21 protein-coding genes and 2 pseudogenes are annotated in these 19391 nt (G+C 29.9%); 4 read left to right on the top strand and 19 right to left on the bottom strand.

The features are described 5' to 3' along the window. Positions 1 to 127: 127 nt before the first annotated feature. The 5 genes and pseudogenes from B3603_RS23145 to B3603_RS14965 form a co-directional block, all read right to left on the bottom strand. Positions 128 to 292 (bottom strand): annotated as a pseudogene (locus tag B3603_RS23145) (class D sortase); the annotation flags it as partial. Beyond that, positions 267 to 2898 (bottom strand): annotated as a pseudogene (locus tag B3603_RS14980) (CehA/McbA family metallohydrolase). The pseudogenes B3603_RS14980 and B3603_RS23145, both read right to left, overlap by 26 nt. 442 nt (positions 2899 to 3340) lie before the next feature. Continuing rightward, entirely contained in the window at positions 3341 to 3559 is a 219-nt protein-coding gene (locus B3603_RS14975) for a hypothetical protein (protein WP_291566348.1), read from the bottom strand. Positions 3560 to 3599: 40 nt separating this feature from the next. Beyond that, positions 3600 to 4952, bottom strand: a complete 1353-nt coding sequence (gene rlmD, locus B3603_RS14970; RefSeq protein WP_291566346.1) for a 23S rRNA (uracil(1939)-C(5))-methyltransferase RlmD — start codon at positions 4950 to 4952, stop codon at positions 3600 to 3602. 68 nt (positions 4953 to 5020) lie between these two features. After that, positions 5021 to 5338: an RDD family protein gene (locus B3603_RS14965; RefSeq protein WP_291566344.1), complete on the bottom strand. Its 318-nt coding sequence runs from the start codon at positions 5336 to 5338 to the stop codon at positions 5021 to 5023. 186 nt (positions 5339 to 5524) lie between these two features. Between B3603_RS14965 and B3603_RS14960 the strand changes: the two genes are divergently transcribed. Beyond that, a complete protein-coding gene (locus tag B3603_RS14960; protein WP_291566342.1) occupies positions 5525 to 6277 on the top strand; it encodes a sulfite exporter TauE/SafE family protein in 753 nt (250 codons plus the stop codon). A gap of 107 nt (positions 6278 to 6384) precedes the next feature. On the opposite strand, the gene B3603_RS14955 is transcribed toward B3603_RS14960, so the two are convergent. Then, entirely contained in the window at positions 6385 to 7320 is a 936-nt protein-coding gene (locus B3603_RS14955) for a DMT family transporter (protein WP_291566340.1), read from the bottom strand. Between the two features lie 234 nt (positions 7321 to 7554). Continuing rightward, positions 7555 to 7800 (bottom strand): hypothetical protein, encoded by a 246-nt coding sequence (locus B3603_RS14950; RefSeq protein ID WP_291566338.1) that lies wholly within the window; start codon positions 7798 to 7800, stop codon positions 7555 to 7557. Positions 7801 to 8258: 458 nt separating this feature from the next. Between B3603_RS14950 and B3603_RS14945 the strand changes: the two genes are divergently transcribed. The 3 genes from B3603_RS14945 to B3603_RS14935 all read left to right on the top strand — a co-directional run bounded on the left by B3603_RS14945 (position 8259) and on the right by B3603_RS14935 (position 10092). Beyond that, on the top strand, positions 8259 to 8573 hold the full coding sequence (locus tag B3603_RS14945; protein WP_291566336.1) for a hypothetical protein: 315 nt from the start codon (positions 8259 to 8261) through the stop codon (positions 8571 to 8573). 4 nt (positions 8574 to 8577) lie between these two features. Beyond that, entirely contained in the window at positions 8578 to 9441 is an 864-nt protein-coding gene (locus tag B3603_RS14940) for a nitroreductase family protein (protein ID WP_291566334.1), read from the top strand. Between the two features lie 189 nt (positions 9442 to 9630). Further along, complete coding sequence (locus B3603_RS14935; protein WP_291566332.1) at positions 9631 to 10092, top strand: hypothetical protein; 462 nt, start codon at positions 9631 to 9633, stop codon at positions 10090 to 10092. Between the two features lie 282 nt (positions 10093 to 10374). Here the strand turns inward: B3603_RS14935 and B3603_RS14930 are convergent, their stop codons facing one another. The 12 genes from B3603_RS14930 to eutL form a co-directional block, all read right to left on the bottom strand. Further along, positions 10375 to 10827 (bottom strand): cupin domain-containing protein, encoded by a 453-nt coding sequence (locus B3603_RS14930; RefSeq protein ID WP_291566330.1) that lies wholly within the window; start codon positions 10825 to 10827, stop codon positions 10375 to 10377. A 23-nt stretch (positions 10828 to 10850) separates the two neighbouring features. Continuing rightward, complete coding sequence (gene eutH / locus B3603_RS14925; protein ID WP_291566328.1) at positions 10851 to 11936, bottom strand: ethanolamine utilization protein EutH; 1086 nt, start codon at positions 11934 to 11936, stop codon at positions 10851 to 10853. 27 nt (positions 11937 to 11963) lie between these two features. Further along, positions 11964 to 12506, bottom strand: coding sequence for a BMC domain-containing protein (locus B3603_RS14920; RefSeq protein WP_291566326.1), 543 nt, complete (start codon positions 12504 to 12506; stop codon positions 11964 to 11966). A gap of 44 nt (positions 12507 to 12550) precedes the next feature. Then, positions 12551 to 12817 (bottom strand): EutN/CcmL family microcompartment protein, encoded by a 267-nt coding sequence (locus B3603_RS14915; RefSeq protein WP_291566323.1) that lies wholly within the window; start codon positions 12815 to 12817, stop codon positions 12551 to 12553. A gap of 32 nt (positions 12818 to 12849) precedes the next feature. Further along, entirely contained in the window at positions 12850 to 13563 is a 714-nt protein-coding gene (locus B3603_RS14910; RefSeq protein ID WP_291566321.1) for a hypothetical protein, read from the bottom strand. 13 nt (positions 13564 to 13576) lie between these two features. Next, entirely contained in the window at positions 13577 to 14401 is an 825-nt protein-coding gene (eutJ, locus tag B3603_RS14905; RefSeq protein WP_291566320.1) for an ethanolamine utilization protein EutJ, read from the bottom strand. A gap of 13 nt (positions 14402 to 14414) precedes the next feature. Beyond that, positions 14415 to 15056 (bottom strand): ethanolamine utilization phosphate acetyltransferase EutD, encoded by a 642-nt coding sequence (eutD, locus tag B3603_RS14900; protein WP_291566318.1) that lies wholly within the window; start codon positions 15054 to 15056, stop codon positions 14415 to 14417. Between the two features lie 12 nt (positions 15057 to 15068). Beyond that, complete coding sequence (locus B3603_RS14895) at positions 15069 to 15818, bottom strand: cobalamin adenosyltransferase (RefSeq protein ID WP_291566316.1); 750 nt, start codon at positions 15816 to 15818, stop codon at positions 15069 to 15071. A 358-nt stretch (positions 15819 to 16176) separates the two neighbouring features. Further along, positions 16177 to 16464, bottom strand: a complete 288-nt coding sequence (gene eutM / locus B3603_RS14890; protein WP_291566314.1) for an ethanolamine utilization microcompartment protein EutM — start codon at positions 16462 to 16464, stop codon at positions 16177 to 16179. Between the two features lie 75 nt (positions 16465 to 16539). Then, positions 16540 to 18009 (bottom strand): acetaldehyde dehydrogenase (acetylating), encoded by a 1470-nt coding sequence (locus B3603_RS14885; protein ID WP_291566312.1) that lies wholly within the window; start codon positions 18007 to 18009, stop codon positions 16540 to 16542. Between the two features lie 229 nt (positions 18010 to 18238). Then, positions 18239 to 18661 carry a BMC domain-containing protein gene (locus tag B3603_RS14880; RefSeq protein WP_291566310.1) on the bottom strand — a complete coding sequence of 141 codons (423 nt, stop codon included), beginning with the start codon at positions 18659 to 18661 and terminating at the stop codon, positions 18239 to 18241. Positions 18662 to 18676: 15 nt separating this feature from the next. Beyond that, positions 18677 to 19333, bottom strand: coding sequence for an ethanolamine utilization microcompartment protein EutL (eutL, locus tag B3603_RS14875; RefSeq protein ID WP_291566308.1), 657 nt, complete (start codon positions 19331 to 19333; stop codon positions 18677 to 18679). Positions 19334 to 19391 lie beyond the last annotated feature (58 nt).

The following is a 19391-nucleotide window of genomic DNA, read 5'->3' as shown; positions in this document are numbered from 1 at the left end:
ATAATTTTTATTTTATATTATATAACGCTTATACTAACTCTTAAATCTACGTTTTTATTATACCTAAAAGAGGGTCCATTTTAATTCTTCTAAAAGGATAAGAATTAAAATGAACCGTCCCTTANNTATCAGTGCCTTCATCATAAGAATTTTTTGGCTGTGACCATATATTAATTAATGACCAAAAAATACACCCTAAGCCTAGGACTATAATTCCTAGACTTAAGACTTTTACTAATGATAACTTTTTAGATGATAACTTAAATTTACTCATGACGCTTTTTAAATACAAATACACCTGCACCTAGTAATGATAATATAGAACCTGCTAGTAATATTCCGTATATATTTGTAGCAGTATTGGGAAGTCCCCTTTTCCAACTGTAGTCACTTTTGTCCCTTTATTTGACCCTGGTTTCCCTGTTGATTCTGGTTTCCTTGTTGATCCTGGTTTTCATTTGACCCTGGTTTTTTAGTATCGTCTGCAATCTCTACCCAAATAGGATTTGTAACTGCATAGTGACCTTTTCCATCAGTTGCAACAAAACTATACCATGTATTTTTTGTTGGTTTTACATCTAGTTTATAGTTAACAGCATCTTGTGTATTATCAAAGTCTTTTGATGCAATAATCTTACCTTCGCTGTAAACATCAATATGATTTAATCCATTAACAGCTTGGATTTCTGTATTTAGTGTGTATTTTTTACCTGCTTTGACTTTTTGTGTTGTACCAAACATTGTGTTTGCTTTTGGTGTAAATATAGGTCCCATTGTTACATAACTATGACCATCTTTTATAGTTTGAAGATACTTTTCAGTTGTATTTTCCCCCTCAATATGAGCATATAATCTGATAATTCCTGGGTATAATCCTGAAGTTACATCGTGTTGGTCTGAACCTGCACTTAAGTATTTTTTAATACCTTTATTCCAATATCCCATTGCAGAATCTAATGCTCTTTTATCCATGTTAGTACTATCAGTTAAATCAATTGTAGATTGTAATTCAAGTAAATCGAAATCTTCAGTACCTTCATCATATCCACCTTTAACGCTATCTCTATTATAGAAGAAACCATATTCTGTATATGGATGATTAACAACTACAAGAGCACCCATATCATGTCCAGCTTTAATTATTTCTGCTGGAGTTAAGTCTGGAGAAATCGGATTCTTTGTATAATCAGCACCTAAAATACCCCAATGACCCCAACCTGGAGAAACTTCAATACTTGGAATAAATGGTCTGTTACCTTCTTTGGCTAATTCAGCCATAAGAGGATCATTTACTACTGCATCATGATCAGAAACAAGGTTATAATTTAAACCTGCTGCAACTTGAGCTTTATATAGTTCTTTAACTGGTGTTGCACCATCACCAAAGTCTGCATGTTGATGGTTGTCCATACTATACCAATTTCTTGAATTTGTTTTTATTAATGTAGGAAGTACAACTTCTTCATTAAGCGTTTCACCCGGCTTTATTGTTTTTGTTATTGTAGCTGGAAGTGATTCATAATCACTGGCACGTGTAATTATAAACGTCACAGGATTCTCAGGAGCTGATACCTCAAATTTAGCTTCATGTGTTTTTGGATCTGTAAAGAATACATTTCCCCCAAGTGTTTTAAATGTTGATGTAATTCCTGATACAGTTACCTTGAAATCAACTGGATTTCCATTTTCATCAACAGCTTTAAGAGAAGCTTGAGCTCCATCTTTAACCATAAAATTTAAGGTTGAATTTTCTGTTAGGCTTAACTTCTGAATATCTGACGGTGTATATCCCTTAGCTTCAACATGAACCTCATATTCATCTTTTGGTAAATCAAATTCAAAGTGACCATTTTCATCTGTTATTTTCCAAGCAAATGGCTGCATAATATCTTTTTTAAGTTGTTCTTTACCATGAGATTTTACAGTTTCCTTATAAGAACCTTTTTTACTGATTACTACAAATGCATCTTTTACAGAATTTCCTTTCGAATCCTTAACTACACCGTTTACATTCGCTGATTGAATTGTTGGATCTTTTTCTATGAAACGTTCAATAATAGGTGTTGTTTCACCTTTATCTGAGACTAAAATTTCACCTGTATAAATACAGCTCTTTCCTGGTTCAATTGTATTATTTACATAGACATCCTTATATCCACTTGACCCTTTATATGTATTTGCCCTATCTAATTGAACGGAAACAGCATAATTTTTATCATAAGTTACAACGTAATTTCCAAATCTTTCATTAACATCTTTATCAGCACCAATTCCGATACCAGTTATTTTTTTGTCCGGATAATATCCAAAAGGCCCAAAAGTGCTAGCAGCTAAAGTACTAATTGAATATCCTCCATACATGTTTTCATAAACATCATTTCCTTTTGGATTTTCAACAGTTGTTTTTAAACCAATATAATTTTTACCATCTTCTAATGTATACTCAATTGTGACATTTAAAGGTAATTTATGTCCTGCCGTCCAATATCTTGTTTTAGCAGTAACAACAACCTTATTCTCTTCTATTTTGTATGTAATATTTTCCTTTGGATTTTTCTGTAGATTTTCACCATTAAATGCTCCTGTAGATGTCCAGTAATTGTTTAGAAATTCAATATCATTTACTAAATCAACACCAAATTTGCCATCTTTCATAATAGCAACATCAAGGATACTTCCATTTGTCATGTTCCAGTAGTTATTTGTTCCTACTGCAAAAGATGCAGCAATTTTATCATTGTATATTGTAAAATCGTCTGCGTGAATAGCCATACCTTGATTGATAGGTGTAGCACCCTTAACAACTCCAACATCTGCCTTGACAGGCCTCGTTAATAACATTGAACACAATGCATAAGCACCCAATAACAACGATAATTTTAATTTCTTAGATTTCATAACTATGTCCCCCTTAATTCGGCTAATAAAAAATTTTATATTAATTAAAAAATTAATAATCAAAGTTAATTTGTTTCTATTTCATACTTGAGTTAATAAAAAAACATGTAAATTATATTAATTAATTGATAGGTAAAAAATACAATATAACCTAGATTAATTCCTTTTATTGTAAAGTTTAGCATAATTCCCAATAAAATTAAAGTATTTTTTATATTTTAAATTTTCAGCTCATTAAATTAAATTGTAAATTAATATTAATAAAAAAAATCCACTCAATATAATATATCGTAAAATATGGCTGAAAAGTTAAGCCTAAATTATTTAATCTGTCAAAAAGCCCTAATCACTATTTATATAGCAATTAGGACTTTATACCTTACTTATTTCTTGTTTTAACATTTCAATGAACTCCTCTGAATAGAATTATTTCTTTTTTTGTTCAATCAATTCTGCTCTTCAAAAGTCTCGCTATCTTCATTTCTATATTTCTTCTCTGACTCAAGAGGTTTCCTCCTATTTTTTCTCTCCTTTTTTTCAAGCTTAATCCTTCATAATCGATGAATTCAAACTCTTTTCTTCTTCCTTTTCTCAATCTTTTTCTATTCTTTTTTGAATGGGCAAAAAGCCCACAGGCATAGCCTGTGGGCTCTATAATCAAATCTTTCTTATAAAAACATAGCTTTATTATTTAGTTACAATTACTTAATTAATTTCATCACTGCCTCACAATGAGGTGTATGCGGGAACATGTCTTTAAGTTTAACTTTTTCCACTTTGTAGCCATCTGCTGTTAGCACTTGTAAATCTGTTGCTAAAGTTTTTGGGTTACAGGATACATATATTATTTCCTTTGCATTGAACTTTATTACGTAGTCAAGTGCTACTGGGTGTACCCCTGCTCTTGGTGGGTCTAGAATTATTATGTCTGGTTTTGCAGTTATATTTTGTATTACCTTCGCTACATCTCCAGCTATAAATTCACAGTTGTTTAAATTATTTAATTTAGCATTTTCTTTTGCCGCTTCCACTGCTTCTTCTATCAGTTCTATACCTATTACTTTCTTGGCATTTGGAGCTACAATTTGTCCTATAGTGCCAGTTCCACAGTATAGATCAAATACCACTTTTGAGTCTGAATCTCCTAAGAAATCTCTTACTATACTATAAAGTCTTTCAGCGCCTTTTGTATTAGTTTGGAAAAAGGCAAATGGATTTATTTTAAAGTTTAATCCTAATAAATTTTCTATTATATATGCTCTTCCATAAAGTATTTCTACTTTATCTGCTTGAACTACATCGGATAAAGAATCATTTAATGTATGTATTATTCCTGTGATTTTTCCCTTAAGTTCTAAAGAACTTAATTCTTCTATGTAAGGTGTAAAATCATATTCTTTCTGAGTTGTAGTTACTATATTTACAAGAATTTCTCCTGTATTTATTGCCTTTCTTACAACTAAATTTCTTAAGTATCCCTCATGTTTTAACACTTTATAATATGGAAGATCTGTTTTTCTAAAATGCTCTAGGGTTGCATGTAATATAGTTCTAAAATCTTCATCAACAATTTTGCATTTATCTACTGTTATTATACTGAAATTCTGATTTTTTACATGCATTCCTAAAGTAAGTTCTCCACCTTTTTCCATATCTCCAAAGGTAAACTCCATTTTATTTCTATACTCTAGTTCCTTGGGACTTCCTTCAATCCCTAGAAATTCATATCCAGTTATACCCGCATTATCTAAAAGCTTTAATATTTGTTCACTTTTAAGTTCTAGTTGTTTTTCATAAGATAAAAATGCATGGCTACATCCACCACATTGATTAGATATTTCACAATGAGGAGTTATTTTATAATCTACATCCTCTAAAACTTCCATTAATTTAGCTTCTACTCCATTAGAGTTTTTCTTAGTAACTTTTGCTCTTACCTTTTGTCCCGGTAATGTATTTTTTATAGCTACTTTTTCTCCTTCATAAAAGGCAACACCTTTACCTGGAAATTCTGTAGTTTCTATTAAAAATTCATATTCTTTTCTCTTTCTCACTAATATCTTCTCCTATTCTTTAATACACGTCTTTAAAAATTAGGAAATTCTGGTGGACAATTTAAAAATTAGTCTTCAATATCAACAGCTGGTTGTAACTCTTTGTTCTCTTCTTCACATTTTACTAATTTTAGCTTTGAAACCTTTTGTCCAAAAGTCATTCCATCCTTTTTCAATGTCATTACAACATTATATATTATATATGTAATTAAGTATAATACCAATATAGTTTGAATTTTTTCTGCAACAAAATACCCAAATAATCTTAATACAAAGTCTAATATAACGGTACTGAAAGCTGAAATTCCTAGCATAATTAATAAATCTATTATTGTAGTTTTGAATATTTCCTTAAAGCTTATTATATGTTCATTATTATTGCTCATTTTATCTCTCCTTATTTAATTATAATTTTAACTTCTTTATGTATAATACTAATGAGAAAAATATTTATTTTAGGCATATGCAAGAAAATAACTAGCTAATATGATAGTATTTTAGAAATCCCCTTCTAAATATCATAGATACCCTTTATAATATTACATGGACTATGTATTGTTAGGGGTGTTAATATGTTAGCTAAATTAATTTTTTTATCTATTGCTTGTTTTGCTGCTGCCTTTATTGATGCTATAGCAGGTGGTGGAGGACTTATAAGTCTACCAGCCTACTTAATGGCAGGAGTATCTCCACATCTTAGCCTTGGAACTAATAAATTTGCTTCTACTACCGGTTCTTTTACTAGTGCTTATAAATTCGGGAAATCTGGTTTTATTAACTTCAAGCTATTAAAGTTCCTTGTACCATTTACTTTAATAGGTTCTGTATTAGGCGTTAAAACCGTATTATTAATTGATCAAGAGTTCCTTTATCCCTTAGTATTAGCATTAGTTTTAGGTATAGGAATATACACATTGTTTTCAAAAAATATAGGTAGTGAAGATAATTTTTCTGGTCTTACAAAGAAAAATATAATAATTGGTATATGCTTTGCATTTTTACTTGGTTTTTATGATGGATTTTTTGGTCCAGGTACAGGTTCTTTTTTAGTATTTGGATTAATAAAAATTTATAAATTTGATTTTTTACATGCTTCTGCTAATAGCAAATGTTTAAACTTTGCAAGCAATATTTCTGCACTAATTACTTTCGCTCTAAGTAATTCTATTGATTATAAGATTGGAGCAGTAGTAGCAATATTTATGATATTAGGTGCACAATTAGGTACAAAACTTGCCATTAATAAAGGCTCTAAAATAATAAAGCCTATATTTGTAACCATGTCTTTAGCTGTTGCAATAAAAATGCTCTTTAGTTTACTGTAAACAAAAACTATGACAATTTCATGACAAAATAAAATAGATGTTTATATTGAGCTGTTATAAACACCTATTTTATTTTGTTTTCAACTTAGAATTTAGTATTTATTTAATTAATTCTCAATATGTGATTTTCTTATGCTCACTTCTTCTAATCTTTCTTCCTTTATTCTCATCGAATTATCCTTTACTGAACGTGAAAGTATTATAACTGATGCTATTATAAATATTCCTCCAACAAAAAGTTCTATAGTTAAAGTTTCTTTAAATATTATAATTCCCATAATTACTCCAACAATAGGTTCAAAAGTACTCAATATAGCTGCATTTGAAGTTCCTATTATCTTAACACCATGAAGAAACAATATAATAGCTACTATTGTAGAGATTACGGACACTCCTAATACCGCTAAAGTAGAATATATGTTCAAAGTTGTTATAAGTTCTCCCTTTAATCCTCCATATAAAAGCATGGCAATAGCTGAAAATAACGCAAGATAGAAGGTTATAACTTTATTATCTAAGTCCTCTAAAGCTTTGCTTGCCATACTAACAACACAACCTGCATAGCTTAATCCTGAAAATAATGCCAAGAAACTTCCTTTAAGACTTATCCCACCTATATCCATGCCCACTAAAATGTATATTCCTATTAAAGATAATAACAAGGATATTATCTTATGTTTATTTAACTTTTCCTTATAAATTATGAAAGACAACAGTGTGACTAAAGCTGGATATATAAAATGCATAGTAGTAGCTAAACCTACTGTAATATAATTATATGATAAAAATAAAGTTAAGGCTGTGGTAGAATATCCTGTTACACCAATAACCATAAGTATTATAAGTTGCTTTTTATTAATCTTAAAGTTCACTTTACAAATAATAAAATACCCTAATAATAAAATGCTAGCTACTAAAAATCTAAGAGTAACTACTGTTATAGGATTTAGTCCATTATTATAAGCAATCTTTGTAAATATAGGCATAAGGCCAAAACCTACTGAAGAAAGCATGGCATAAATTATTCCATTAATTTTTTTCATATCACCCCTCCTTTGTACTAACCCCTAAATCATTCTAATACTTTAATAGCAATTTATCAAATCTTATAACAGTTCTTATTTTAAAATTATAGATATCATCCTATAGCTTAGGACATAATAAAAAAAGTATTCATAACTCTTAACTTAACAAATTGTCATAGCTGTTACAGTCTATGCATAAGTTAAATACAAGCTACAAATACTTCTTTTTTATATTATATGCAAAATATCTTATTATAGTACCTTTCTTAATTGTTCTGCTTTATACTCTTTTATAAGCTTATTTTTAGCTTCATCTATAACAATCAATTTTACAGTACTATCTTCTACTTTTAATACTTTTCCTTTTTGTTTAGTTCCTATTACATTTACTGGTGTTCCATTTGTTATTGCTTTTAAAAAACTGCCATTACAATAATCACATTTTTCTGAATTTTTAACCAATCTCTTACAATCAATACAATAATATAATTTACTCATATAAACACCTCCAAGTACTCTCTCAATATAAATATTTCTATATATGAGTATAATATCCTTTTTTTAAATATATTGTTAATAAATTATTAATTATTGGTTTCTATTTTACTATATTTATAGAATTATTACTCTTCTTTGCCCAATTATACCTCTAGATATAATAGCCAATGATTTATTTGTAGTAATAGATTCTAATCTACTTTTTCTTTTATAATGTTAATTTTTATAAATTCATTATAAAACGCTTACAAATGTTTATCTGCTTTGTAATATTTGTAAGTAATACAGCTTTATACTTTTTAAAGATTATGATAAAATTTATTCTAAGTATTGTATATTTATTAATATGCACCATAATCAATTATGATAAAAAATATATTTAAATGGAAGATATTAAGAGCTACATAATAATTAATTCTTATTTTCTTCTTATAAATACCTAATGAAAGGAACTTTTTATGTATATAACAATATTCTATATTTTGATTTGTATAGTATTCTTTTGCTTCGGAAGGAAAAACTATATAAAAAAGGCTGAAAGATTAAATAATAATATCAGTGAATTTAATGATGAAATTTTAATTAGATATAATTCTTTAGATGAAGAAGATAAGATTAAATTTAAAAAATCTCTAAATGAGCTAGGGCTTATATACTTTAATGATATACTTCAAAATAATTTTAAATACAGTAATAACATAAACAGTATTCAAAGCTATATTCTTCATTTAGAAGATATTATGAAAAAATTAAAGCTTATCAAAGGAGAGTAGTATTGTGATTGATAATAATTTGTTCGATGCAATTTATAAACGATGCTCTATTAGAAAATATAAGCTAGAACCTCTGGCATCTTCTATATTAAAGGAAGTTGAAGAATACACTCATATTGTCCCTAAATTATCAGACATAGATATGAAAATTCATATTGTAGAAGATGGCAAAAAAATTCAAGACATATCAAGGGGTATAATTGGAAGCTATGGTAAGATTAAAGCTCCTCATTATTTAATTGTTACCTCTGAAGAAAAACCAGGCTATATGGAAAACGTAGGCTATAGTTTGGAGCATCTAGTACTCAAATTAACTACTTTTAATTTAGGTACTTGTTGGATTGGAGGATTTATAAAAAAAGAACTTCTTACTAACGTAATTGAAATGCCCGATAATCATGTGGCAGTTATAGTTATTTCCTTTGGTTATCCTCTTCATTACGAAGATGTTATACCAAAAAAGTTAGAAGATAATTTAATTGATACTATAGGATTTAATCCTAATAGAGAAACTGATATACCTTCAAAATTAGCTTCTAGTACAAAACGAAAGGCTCTAAGTGAAATTATAGATTGCAACTTAACTGAAGATTGGCTAGAAATAATGAATGCAGTAAGACATGCACCCTCTGCAATTAACAGCCAACCTTGGAGGTTTTTTAAAAAGGATAATATCATTCATATGTATAGAGTTAAACAAGGCAAAATGGCAAAAACTCTTGATCATATTAACAAAATCGATAGTGGTATAGCTCTTTGTCATCTTATGGTAGCTGGAACTCTTAAAGGGAAAAAACTCACATTAGAGTATTTAGATAATATAAAAAGAAAAAATTTAATATATTTTATTTCTATAATAGAAAATTAATTGTTTAATATTAAGATTATATATTTTGGTAATACTATTGATAGATATAAGAAAATAAAACTAACAATAATAGTCTATAGGATAATTATAAATAAAGTAGCTGTATAAAAATATTTTATTACATAAAAAATAGAAAAGTATACAAACTACTAATAGCATAGTGTAGTGACTTTTAAAGGAGTGGAAATAATGAATAACAAATTTGGAAAGGTTATAAAAACCGCACTTACAGTTATTGGTGTGGCAGCAGTCGCAAAAGTAGTTTCAGATAAACTTTCTGAAATGCATAATAAAAAGCTTTGTGATTGCATTGATAAAAAATTTAATAATGGTAAAAATATAATAATTAAATCTTTTGAAGAAGAAGAAACTCTTCAATGCTGTGATAATAGCTTTCAAGAACAGATGGATGTTAACAGTTCTGATAATAATTCAAAAGTTAATGTTGAGAGTAATGTTTTTAAAAAGGCCAAAGAGCATATAATGATACCTGATATCAGAAAATATGAATTTCCTAATAATGAAAATCATATTTTAAAATATCCTATAAAAACAAACAATGACTCTACATGTTGCTGTAATGAAGAAATTTTAAGCAGAGAATATAATGAGGAACTTAAAGAAAATAATATAGCAGAAGCTCAAAGTTAGCCTATTCGTAAACATAGTGAAATATTAGAAAATAACGACGATAACTTAAAATAATCTTAATATATTAATTAAAATAACCATAAGAGAACAACTAATAAAAAACTATAACAAAATTATAATTGTTAAGAATAAGTATTAAGATAAAAGTTTTAAATTATTTTCAGGTTTTTTCTATTTATGTTAAATACTTTTAATTCTAGTTTTCAAAATTTCCTATAGATATAAAAATGCCTATAGACTATGTCCATAGGCACTTTTATATTATTTAAAATAAGTTTTATTTTACTCAAGCTCTGCCCAGTTTGCTGGATAAGTTACATATACAAACCTAGCATGATTTGGAACTGTGAAATGAATTGAAGAATTTCTAGGAATAAAGATTAAATCACCTTTATTACCTACAACTTTTCTTCCATCTATATCGATTTCTAAAGTTCCATCAATTATATAATCTACTTCATCATATTTTAATGTCCAAGCAAAACTAGTTTGATCCATTTCCATAACACCACAGCCTAATCTTGGACTTTCTTCAAGTGTTACTACATCTTTTAAGTAAACCTTGTCACCTTCTTTACCAGTATCAAATTTTTCTGGCTTTACAGTACTAGTCTTTATTGACATTATGCCACTTGGATCTACATGCTTCTCAAATTCAGGTGCCACTTGACCTAGTTTCTCTGTTATTATTCTTCTTACTATTTCCTCAATTGCTTGTTCATTTATGTTCTCCATAATAACATCTCCTTTAAAACATCTTATTTACTTACTTCATTTTTTGGTGTCATAAAACAAGCTAAAGCTACTGCTGAAGCACCACCTATTAATTTAGCAACTATCATAGGTGCAATCATATCTTTATTAACACCTGCTGCAAAGCCTAAATGATCCCCAAATACAAAGGCAGCACTTACAGCAAAAGCAACGTTTATTATTTTTCCTCTATTATCCATATCTTTCATCATACCAAACATAGGAATACTATTAGCTAATGAAGCTATCATACCTGCAGCTGCTACTTCTCCTATACCTAATAATGAACCTAATTTCATTAATGGTTTTTTAAACACTTTAGTTATAAAGTGTACTAATGGATATGCTCCTGCAAGAACTATTGCAATGTCTCCAACTACTTTTATTCCTTCTGAAAGTGGAGCCATTCCTGGAATTACAACTATACCAGTGATTGTTTCAATTATTATAGCAGCTAATCCCACAGTAATAACAGCTGTTACAAACTTTCCGAAGTATGTAAAACCTTTTATCATTTTTTCTGGCATTAATTTTAATCCTACAGCAATAAGAATTGCAACTATTATTATAGGTGTTAAGTTCATAAGAACTACTAATGGAGATAATCCAGCTAATAATCCTCCAACAAAAGATCCTATTGGAATTGTTATTATACCTGCAAGCACACCTCTAGCTAAAAATTTATGATCTTCTTTTTTTATAATTCCTAATGCAACAGGTATAGTAAATACTATTGTTGGTCCCATCATAGAACCTAATATTAATCCTGCAAAAGGTGCAACTTCTTTTGCTTCTGCTAATTGCTGTGCTAATTGATATCCACCCATATCACAAGCAAGTAATGTTGTAGCAAACATTGATGGATCTGCTCCAAGAGCTTTATAAACTGGAACAACTACCGGCTTTAATACGTTTGCTAAAACTGGAGCTAATGATATAATTCCTACCATTGCTAAAGTTAAAGCTCCCATAGCCATAAGTCCTTCTTCGAACTGCTCTCCAAATCCAAATTTATTTCCTAGGATTTTGTCCACAGCTCCTACAACCATGAATATTACCATAATATACATAATGATTTCATTTATATCCATATAGCCATCCTCTTTCCTTATATAATTTTATAGATTTTCTAAAAGAATTTTACTAGGAGACGGAATAATTGTCTTATGAATTATTTTTTTAGGTTCAACTATAGATTCAGCTACCTTAATAGCTTCCTCCACACTGCTCACCGAACCTGTAACTACAAAATAAGATTTTCCACCAATACCATTACCTATAACTAATTTTACTAGTTTAATGGAAGCTGATTTTAATGCAAGGTCTAAGGAAATTAATGAAGACGTAACATTAGCAGTTTCCATAACGCCTACAGCATCAAAATTATCAATAGAGGGTCTTTTCTTCAGTCCATTTATTAACTCTTCGTGAGCGTTAGCAATTACAAAGCTTGCTACGATATTTTTATTTACTATTTCTTTTGAGGTTTCAATAGCTTCTTTTACTTCTTCTACATCACCACAAAGTATAATCATAAATTTTCCTGGACATATATGTCTTAATGTTACTACCTCCACATTAGAGGCCTTAAACATAATATCTGCTACTTCTATTCCTCTTGCAATACTATTAAATTCCATTAGTCCTAAAGATTTACTCATAAAATCAACTCCATGTAATGTGTATTTATGTTAATATAATTAGTTTATACTAATTCTAGTGAATCTACTATTCCTACTATTGTTGCATCTATTGGTGCTCTCTTATCTCCAATTACATATCTTGCAGAGCTACCAGAAACAATAAGCACTTGATCACCTATTCCTGCGCCAACGCTATCTACAGCCACAATTGTGTTGTCTGTTTTTTCACCTTTGCAGTCTAGTTTTCTTACAACTAAAAATTTAAATCCACTAAGATTTTCATCTTTTCTCGTAGCCCATAGATTTCCTACTACTTCTCCAATAATCATAATTAAATACCTTTCCTCTCCTAATAAATTTCTTAACTCTCAAATTTTATTAGTAATTTATTTATTCTAGCAAAATCTTTGGCTAGTGGTGTCACTATAGATTTTTTAGGAATTACTACTTCCTTTACTCCATCTTTATATAAATTTCTTAAATCTGTTTCAGATATTAGCTTTTTCTTAACTGATCTATTTGCTTCATCTTTAAGTTGAACTGAAACTTCTACTTTATCTGTTTTATTATTTCTTTCAGTTTTTGGAGCAACATTGACATTCTCACTTTTCAAAGTAGATAAAAGCTCTTTTAGTCCTACAAAATTAACTCCATAGCTTTTAAGTTTTTCTTCATGATTTTTAAATGTATTGAATAAAACTCTATTAGCAGTGGTAGTATATTTTTTATATTCTACCCCTTTTTCCATAGCATATAAGTTTAAGCCTTTTAAAGCTGCTTCAATTGCTACTTTTTCTTTCATTGACCCTTGAATGGTTAATGAAAGATTAGCTAATTCACTATTAGAGATATTTTGTAATATTATTCCTTCATAACTTTCAATATCACCCATATTGTCTAAACAATCTATGATGAAGTTATTATCCTGTAAAGCTCCAGATAATATAGGACATAAGTCTTTTGAATGTTCAAGAATTAATAATTTCTTCTTTGATTTATTATTTTCTTCTAATAATATCTTTAGTCTATTCATAACTTCTTTTGTTATAAGTTCAACTAAATCTTCACTATACATCAACATACCTCCCTTATTTAACGCAGTTAATTGCAATACCCAAAGGAGTAACTAAGAAAGGATTAATTGGTTTCACTGTTTCTATACCTGTTTCCTTTTGAATAATGTTTTCAAATCCTTTTAAGCAGCAAGTTCCACCAACTAAATAAATTTTCTCCACATTAAATCCTCTTATATGAGAGTTAACAATAGAAGCTACCTTTTGAATTACCGGTGTTACCATTGGAAATATATCTCTATAATTTTCAGGGTCCTTTTTTCTATTTTCAGCTTCCTCAAATGGGATTCTGTAAGCTCCTGATATAACTAAAGATAATTGAGTTCCACCTGTAGGCTCATCAGCAGTGTATATAACTTTTCCATCTTCAAATATGGAAAGCCCAGTTGTTCCACCACCAACATCAACTACAACTCCATTTTCTATTTGTAATACTGCATTTGCTGCTGTAGGCTCATCTTCCACAGATACAACGTCCATGCCAGCACCTTCAACTACATAACTATGAGTTTTAATGTCTCTTTCACTAGTCCCTGGTGGAACAGCTATAGCAGCTTTCGTAAGTTCAATTCCTAACTTATCTTCTATTTTTTTCTTTAATTTTCTAACTATATTAGTAGCTCCAATAAAATCAACCACAAGACCATCTCTAACTACCTGCGCAAATTCCATTTCACAGGCAACAGGATTTCTTTCTTTATCCAGTACAACAATTACAATGTAAGCTGTACCTAAGTCTACACCAACATAAAGTTCATCATTTCTTTTTACTTTTACTGGTTTTTTAATGGTCTTTTCAACGGCTTTAATTAGATTATCTACTTCGTTTAAGCCTTTCATAAATTAATCCTTTCTACTTAACTATTGTTGCACGAAGTCCTTTTGTGAAACCACAAGCATTTGCTTCGTCATAGTCAAGATGTATAGCTGTTTGGAATTTACTACTTACTCTAACAGCAACATTTTCAAAGATTAATCCTCTTTCTCCACCAACCTTAATTTTAATTTCCTCTTGATCTTTTACTCCAAACTTTGCAGCATCTTCTGGTGTTATGTGTATGTGTCTTTTAGCTGCAATAACACCTTCTTCTATTCTTAATACTGATTTTGGTGTAGCAAGAATTATAGAAGGAGTACCTTTAATATCTCCTGACATTCTAACTGGAGCATTTAGTCCTATAGAAACAGCATCACTTTTTGATAACTCTACTTGAGTGTTTCCTCTTACTGGTCCTAAAACAGAAACATTTTGTAATGTTCCTTTAGGTCCTATAAGAGTAACCTTTTCTTCACATAAATACTGACCCGGTTGAGATAGTTCTCTTTTATTAGTCAGTTGATAACCTTTTCCAAAAAGACTATCAACATCTTTTTGTGAAAGATGAACGTGACGACCAGAAGCTTCTACAAGTACTGTATTATCTTCTTCTCCACCTTGTAGTCTTTTAACTACTTCATCTATAATATAATTAACATTTAAATCTACTGTACTCAAAATTGTCACCTCTTATTTGTACTTTCCAGAAACATACTTACACATCATTATATAAAAACAACTACTTAATCTATTCAAAGCTAGTGCTATATCATTTCTAGATAGTTCTCCATCTTGGTTTTTAAATGCTTTTAATGCATCAATTTCAACTTCTCTGCTTTCTGCTCTTAATGCATTTAAAGCTACAACTATATCTCCCATTTCATAGCTTGGGAAAATTATATGGTCTATATTAAAATATTTTTTAGGGTTATGAGAAGTAGCTCTTAATTCTTCTGAATTTAACCCAATCAAAGCAACTTCTGGTAATTCTTTTTCTGTTACTTCTACTTCTAATATTTTTCTTACATAAGCTAAAACCTCTTCCAAATCCTTTAGCACCTTTTTTTCATTTAAGTTTTTACATTGAATTTGAGTTTGTAATATTTTAGCTTGAAGGCTATCTAATTTTCCTCTTAGTATAATTCTTCTGTGATCTTTTTCTACTAATTTATTACCATTTAGTTGAGTCATATGTTCTGGTTTATTTTCAAAAACTCCACCATTTATATGAACATATTTAGGGTTAAATACTTTTTCTTCCCTTTGAATATTCTGATTACTTTTTTCAGTTTGTTGTTCTTTATAAACTAATTTTATATTTTTGTCTTGTAAATATTGTCTTGCTGAAGGAGTTACTATTACTCCTTTTTCCACAACATATTCTGTTAAATTTTCATTTCTCAGTTTACTTCTTAAAATACTTTCTGTTAAAACACTCATCATCTCACATCCTTATATAAGATGGACATTAATTTGTTAAACCACAATACTTGTAGCATGAAATACTACAAGTTATATAATCTACATCATCTACATTCATCACACTCATGCCATTCGGCACGAGCTTTTGTGATGAGTTGTAGAAATCTTTAGACTTTGGTTTGGTATCTGAAATAAAATAATTTATCAAAGATTCTAAGATATTTTGTGTCAAGCAAAGAGCAAGTTTTCATAGATAGTGTTGCTATCTATAGGTTATTGCCATGTGTATGACATAAAATACACCAGAATGCTAATTAGTTATTTCTTTAAAGATACCTAGTTATATTAATAATTTTTAGGATTATTTAAATTTAGACTATTGTTGTTCGTATTTTGGAAGTATAACTTCAACTTCACTATGTGGTCTTGGAATTACATGAACTGATATTAATTCTCCAACTCTTTCAGCAGCAGCAGCTCCTGCATCTGTAGCAGCTTTAACAGCTCCAACATCTCCTCTTACCATAACAGTAACTAATCCAGCACCAATTTGCTCTTTTCCTATTAAAGTTACGTTTGCAGCTTTAACCATTGCGTCTGCTGCTTCTATTGCTCCCACTAATCCTTTAGTTTCAATCATTCCTAATGCGTTCATATTTGCCATTTTAAAATTCCTCCTTAAATTGCATAAAAATTATTTTTTAAAATTTTAACTAAATTTATGTTAATATTTTATTGCTTACTTTATTTGTGCTAATCTTTCCATGATTTTATTCACAATTAAATCTAATTGTTCTGTAGAAATTGTAGTTGATGCGTTTTCGCATTGAGCTCCATTTCCTCTAAGTTCTTCTAGCTCTCTAACACCACAAGCTACTCTCTTTATATTTAATAGGTTCATTGGTCCTATGTTATCAGAAGTTGAACTTCCTCCTACAGCACCACAGCCTAATGTAAGTGCTGGAGTAAGATTTGTTGATCCTCCGATTCCACCTAAAGCACCTGGTGTATTAACTAATAAACGAGAAACTGGAATTCTTAATCCAAATTCTTTTATGATTTCTTCATTTTCACAGTGTAATACTAAAGTATGACCTTTACCTTCATTCATTAATATCTCTGTGCAAAGTTTTATTCCTTCTTCAACATTTTTTACTGTGTAAAATGCTAATATTGTAGTAAGTTTTTCTCTTGAATAAGGATTATTTTTGCCCACTGTAGTTTGTTCTGATATTAATACCTTTGTTCCATGAGGAACATTTAATTTAGCCATTTCAGCTAATGTTTCTACACTTTTACCAACAATTTGTGGATTCATTGTTCCATTAGCTCTTAATATGAAGTTTCCAAGCTTAGCAGATTCTTCTTCATTTAAGAAATACATTCCTTGTTTTATAAGTTCTGCCTTAACAATCTCTTTCATAGATTCCTCTACTACTATTGATTGCTCTGAAGCACAAATTACTCCATTATCGAAAGTTTTACTATCAATAATTCTCTTAACTGCTAAGGAAACATTTGCTGATTTATCTATAAATGCTGGTCCGTTTCCTGGTCCAACTCCTATAGCTGGTGTTCCTGAACTATAAGCTGCTTTAACCATAGCCTCTCCACCAGTAGCAAGTATTAATGATGTATCCTTGTGAGTCATTAATGCATTTGTACCATCAAGTGATGGAACTGTTATACATCCAATTAATCCTTCTGGAGCTCCTGCCTTTATTGCTGCTTCATTTAATATTTTTGCAGTTTCAATAATACAGTTCTTTGCATTTGGATGTGGTGAAACTACTATAGCATTTCCTGATTTTAATGCAATTAATACTTTGTATATTGTTGAAGATGTTGGGTTTGTTGATGGAATTAATCCAGCAATAACTCCTACTGGTACAGCTACATCAAAAACTTTATTTACCTTATCTTCATTTATAATTCCAATAGTTTTTAAGTCTTTCATGTTTTCATAAACTAATTTGCTAGCAAATACATTCTTAACAACCTTATCTTGCCATTTCCCAAATCCAGTTTCTTCCCAAGCCATTTTAGCTAATTTAACAGCTTCACGCTCTCCAGCTTCTGCTATAGCCTTCACTATTGAATCAACCTTTTCTTGAGAAAAAGTTTTATATATTTCTTGAGCTTTTTTAGCGTTAATGATAAGATTTCTAGTTTCTTGTATTGATATTAAGTCTTTATCTACCATTTCCATTTTTATTTCCTCCTACTGTTCCTTCAGTATGGCTTCAATAAGCTGATCTTTCTTACTAAATTTGATTTGTTTTTTTGTAAGTGAAAGCTTTTGTCTTTCCTTTAATTCTCTTGCAATAGTTCTAAGTTCAGGAACTTTTAATGCTTCTAACTCTTCACGATTCTCAAAGCTAAGTTTTATATCTTTCTTATCCTCTATTGCAATTGAATCATTTTCTGATTCTTGAATTTCATCTACAGTATNNAGTATCTAATGTATCTTCTTCTATGTTATCTACTGTATCTTTTACATCATTATCAGTATTTTCATTCTCCACTTTAGTAGGTAAGATTTTATCGCTTACTGATATTTCATCTGTCTTTCTAGAACTATCTTTCTTTTTACCATCTAGTATGTTCCATACATTCTCTTCTGCTCTTGCTATAACATGAGCATTTCTTAAGCTACCTAATCTATCAACAGCTGAGCAAGCAGCTTCTATTGAAGCTTTTACAGAAGCTACGTCTCCAGTAATAAGTATAGTAACAATACCACCTGTAACAAATTCACAGCTTACAAGTTTAACATTTGCAGATTTTAAAGCTACGTCTAATCCTTCAACAGCCCCTACAAATCCATATGTCTCTAAAAGGCCTAATGTTGATTCTTTCATAACAATGACCTAATTCTAATAATCTGTAGGATTATCTGCTACAAACTTAACTGCTTCGGCAAATGCATCACAAGCTGCTTTTACAGCAGATTGGCTTCCAGTTAACAGCCCTCCACCAAAGTTTGTTTCAGATGGTGGTCCAAAGAATGCTTTTAATTCAACTGCTGCTGCTTTCATAGCTGCATCTAATGCGTACATTGCTTCTACTGGTGGAGCTATTAAATAAGCTATTGCTTCACCCTCTTTAACTCCTGCTGTTTTAGAAAGATATGAACCTGTTCTTGATATAGGTTGTGCATAGTATACAATGCTATCATCTTCATTAGCACTGTAGAATGTTGCAACTCCACTTTCAATGAAGTCTACTGCAGCATTTAATCCACTTCTTACTTCTGCTGGACTTGGTCCTGCTAATATTCCTATTACTTCACCTGCAAGCTTAGTATTTGCATTTGCAGCTCCACCATAGAATGATCTTGCATAAACAACTTCAACGTCAGCAGCTTTTGTTGCTTCATCTAAAGCAGTGTATGTAACATCATCACTATCTGCAGTAATTATTCCTATACTTTTATGTTCAGGCTTTAACTCAAACTCTTTTGCCATATCAGGATTAACGTTAGCTATTAGCTTAACGCTTAATACTGATGCACGAAGTTGATCATTTTTCATAATAACATTCCTCCTGAATTATAATTTTAGATCTAATCCACTTGCTTTTTTCTCTAAC

This window comes from Clostridium sp. UBA2485 (assembly GCF_002341865.1).
Classification (GTDB): domain Bacteria; phylum Bacillota; class Clostridia; order Clostridiales; family Clostridiaceae; genus Clostridium_J.
The sequence above is the reverse complement of the archived record's forward strand: the minus strand, read 5'-3'. Positions and strand labels throughout refer to the sequence as shown.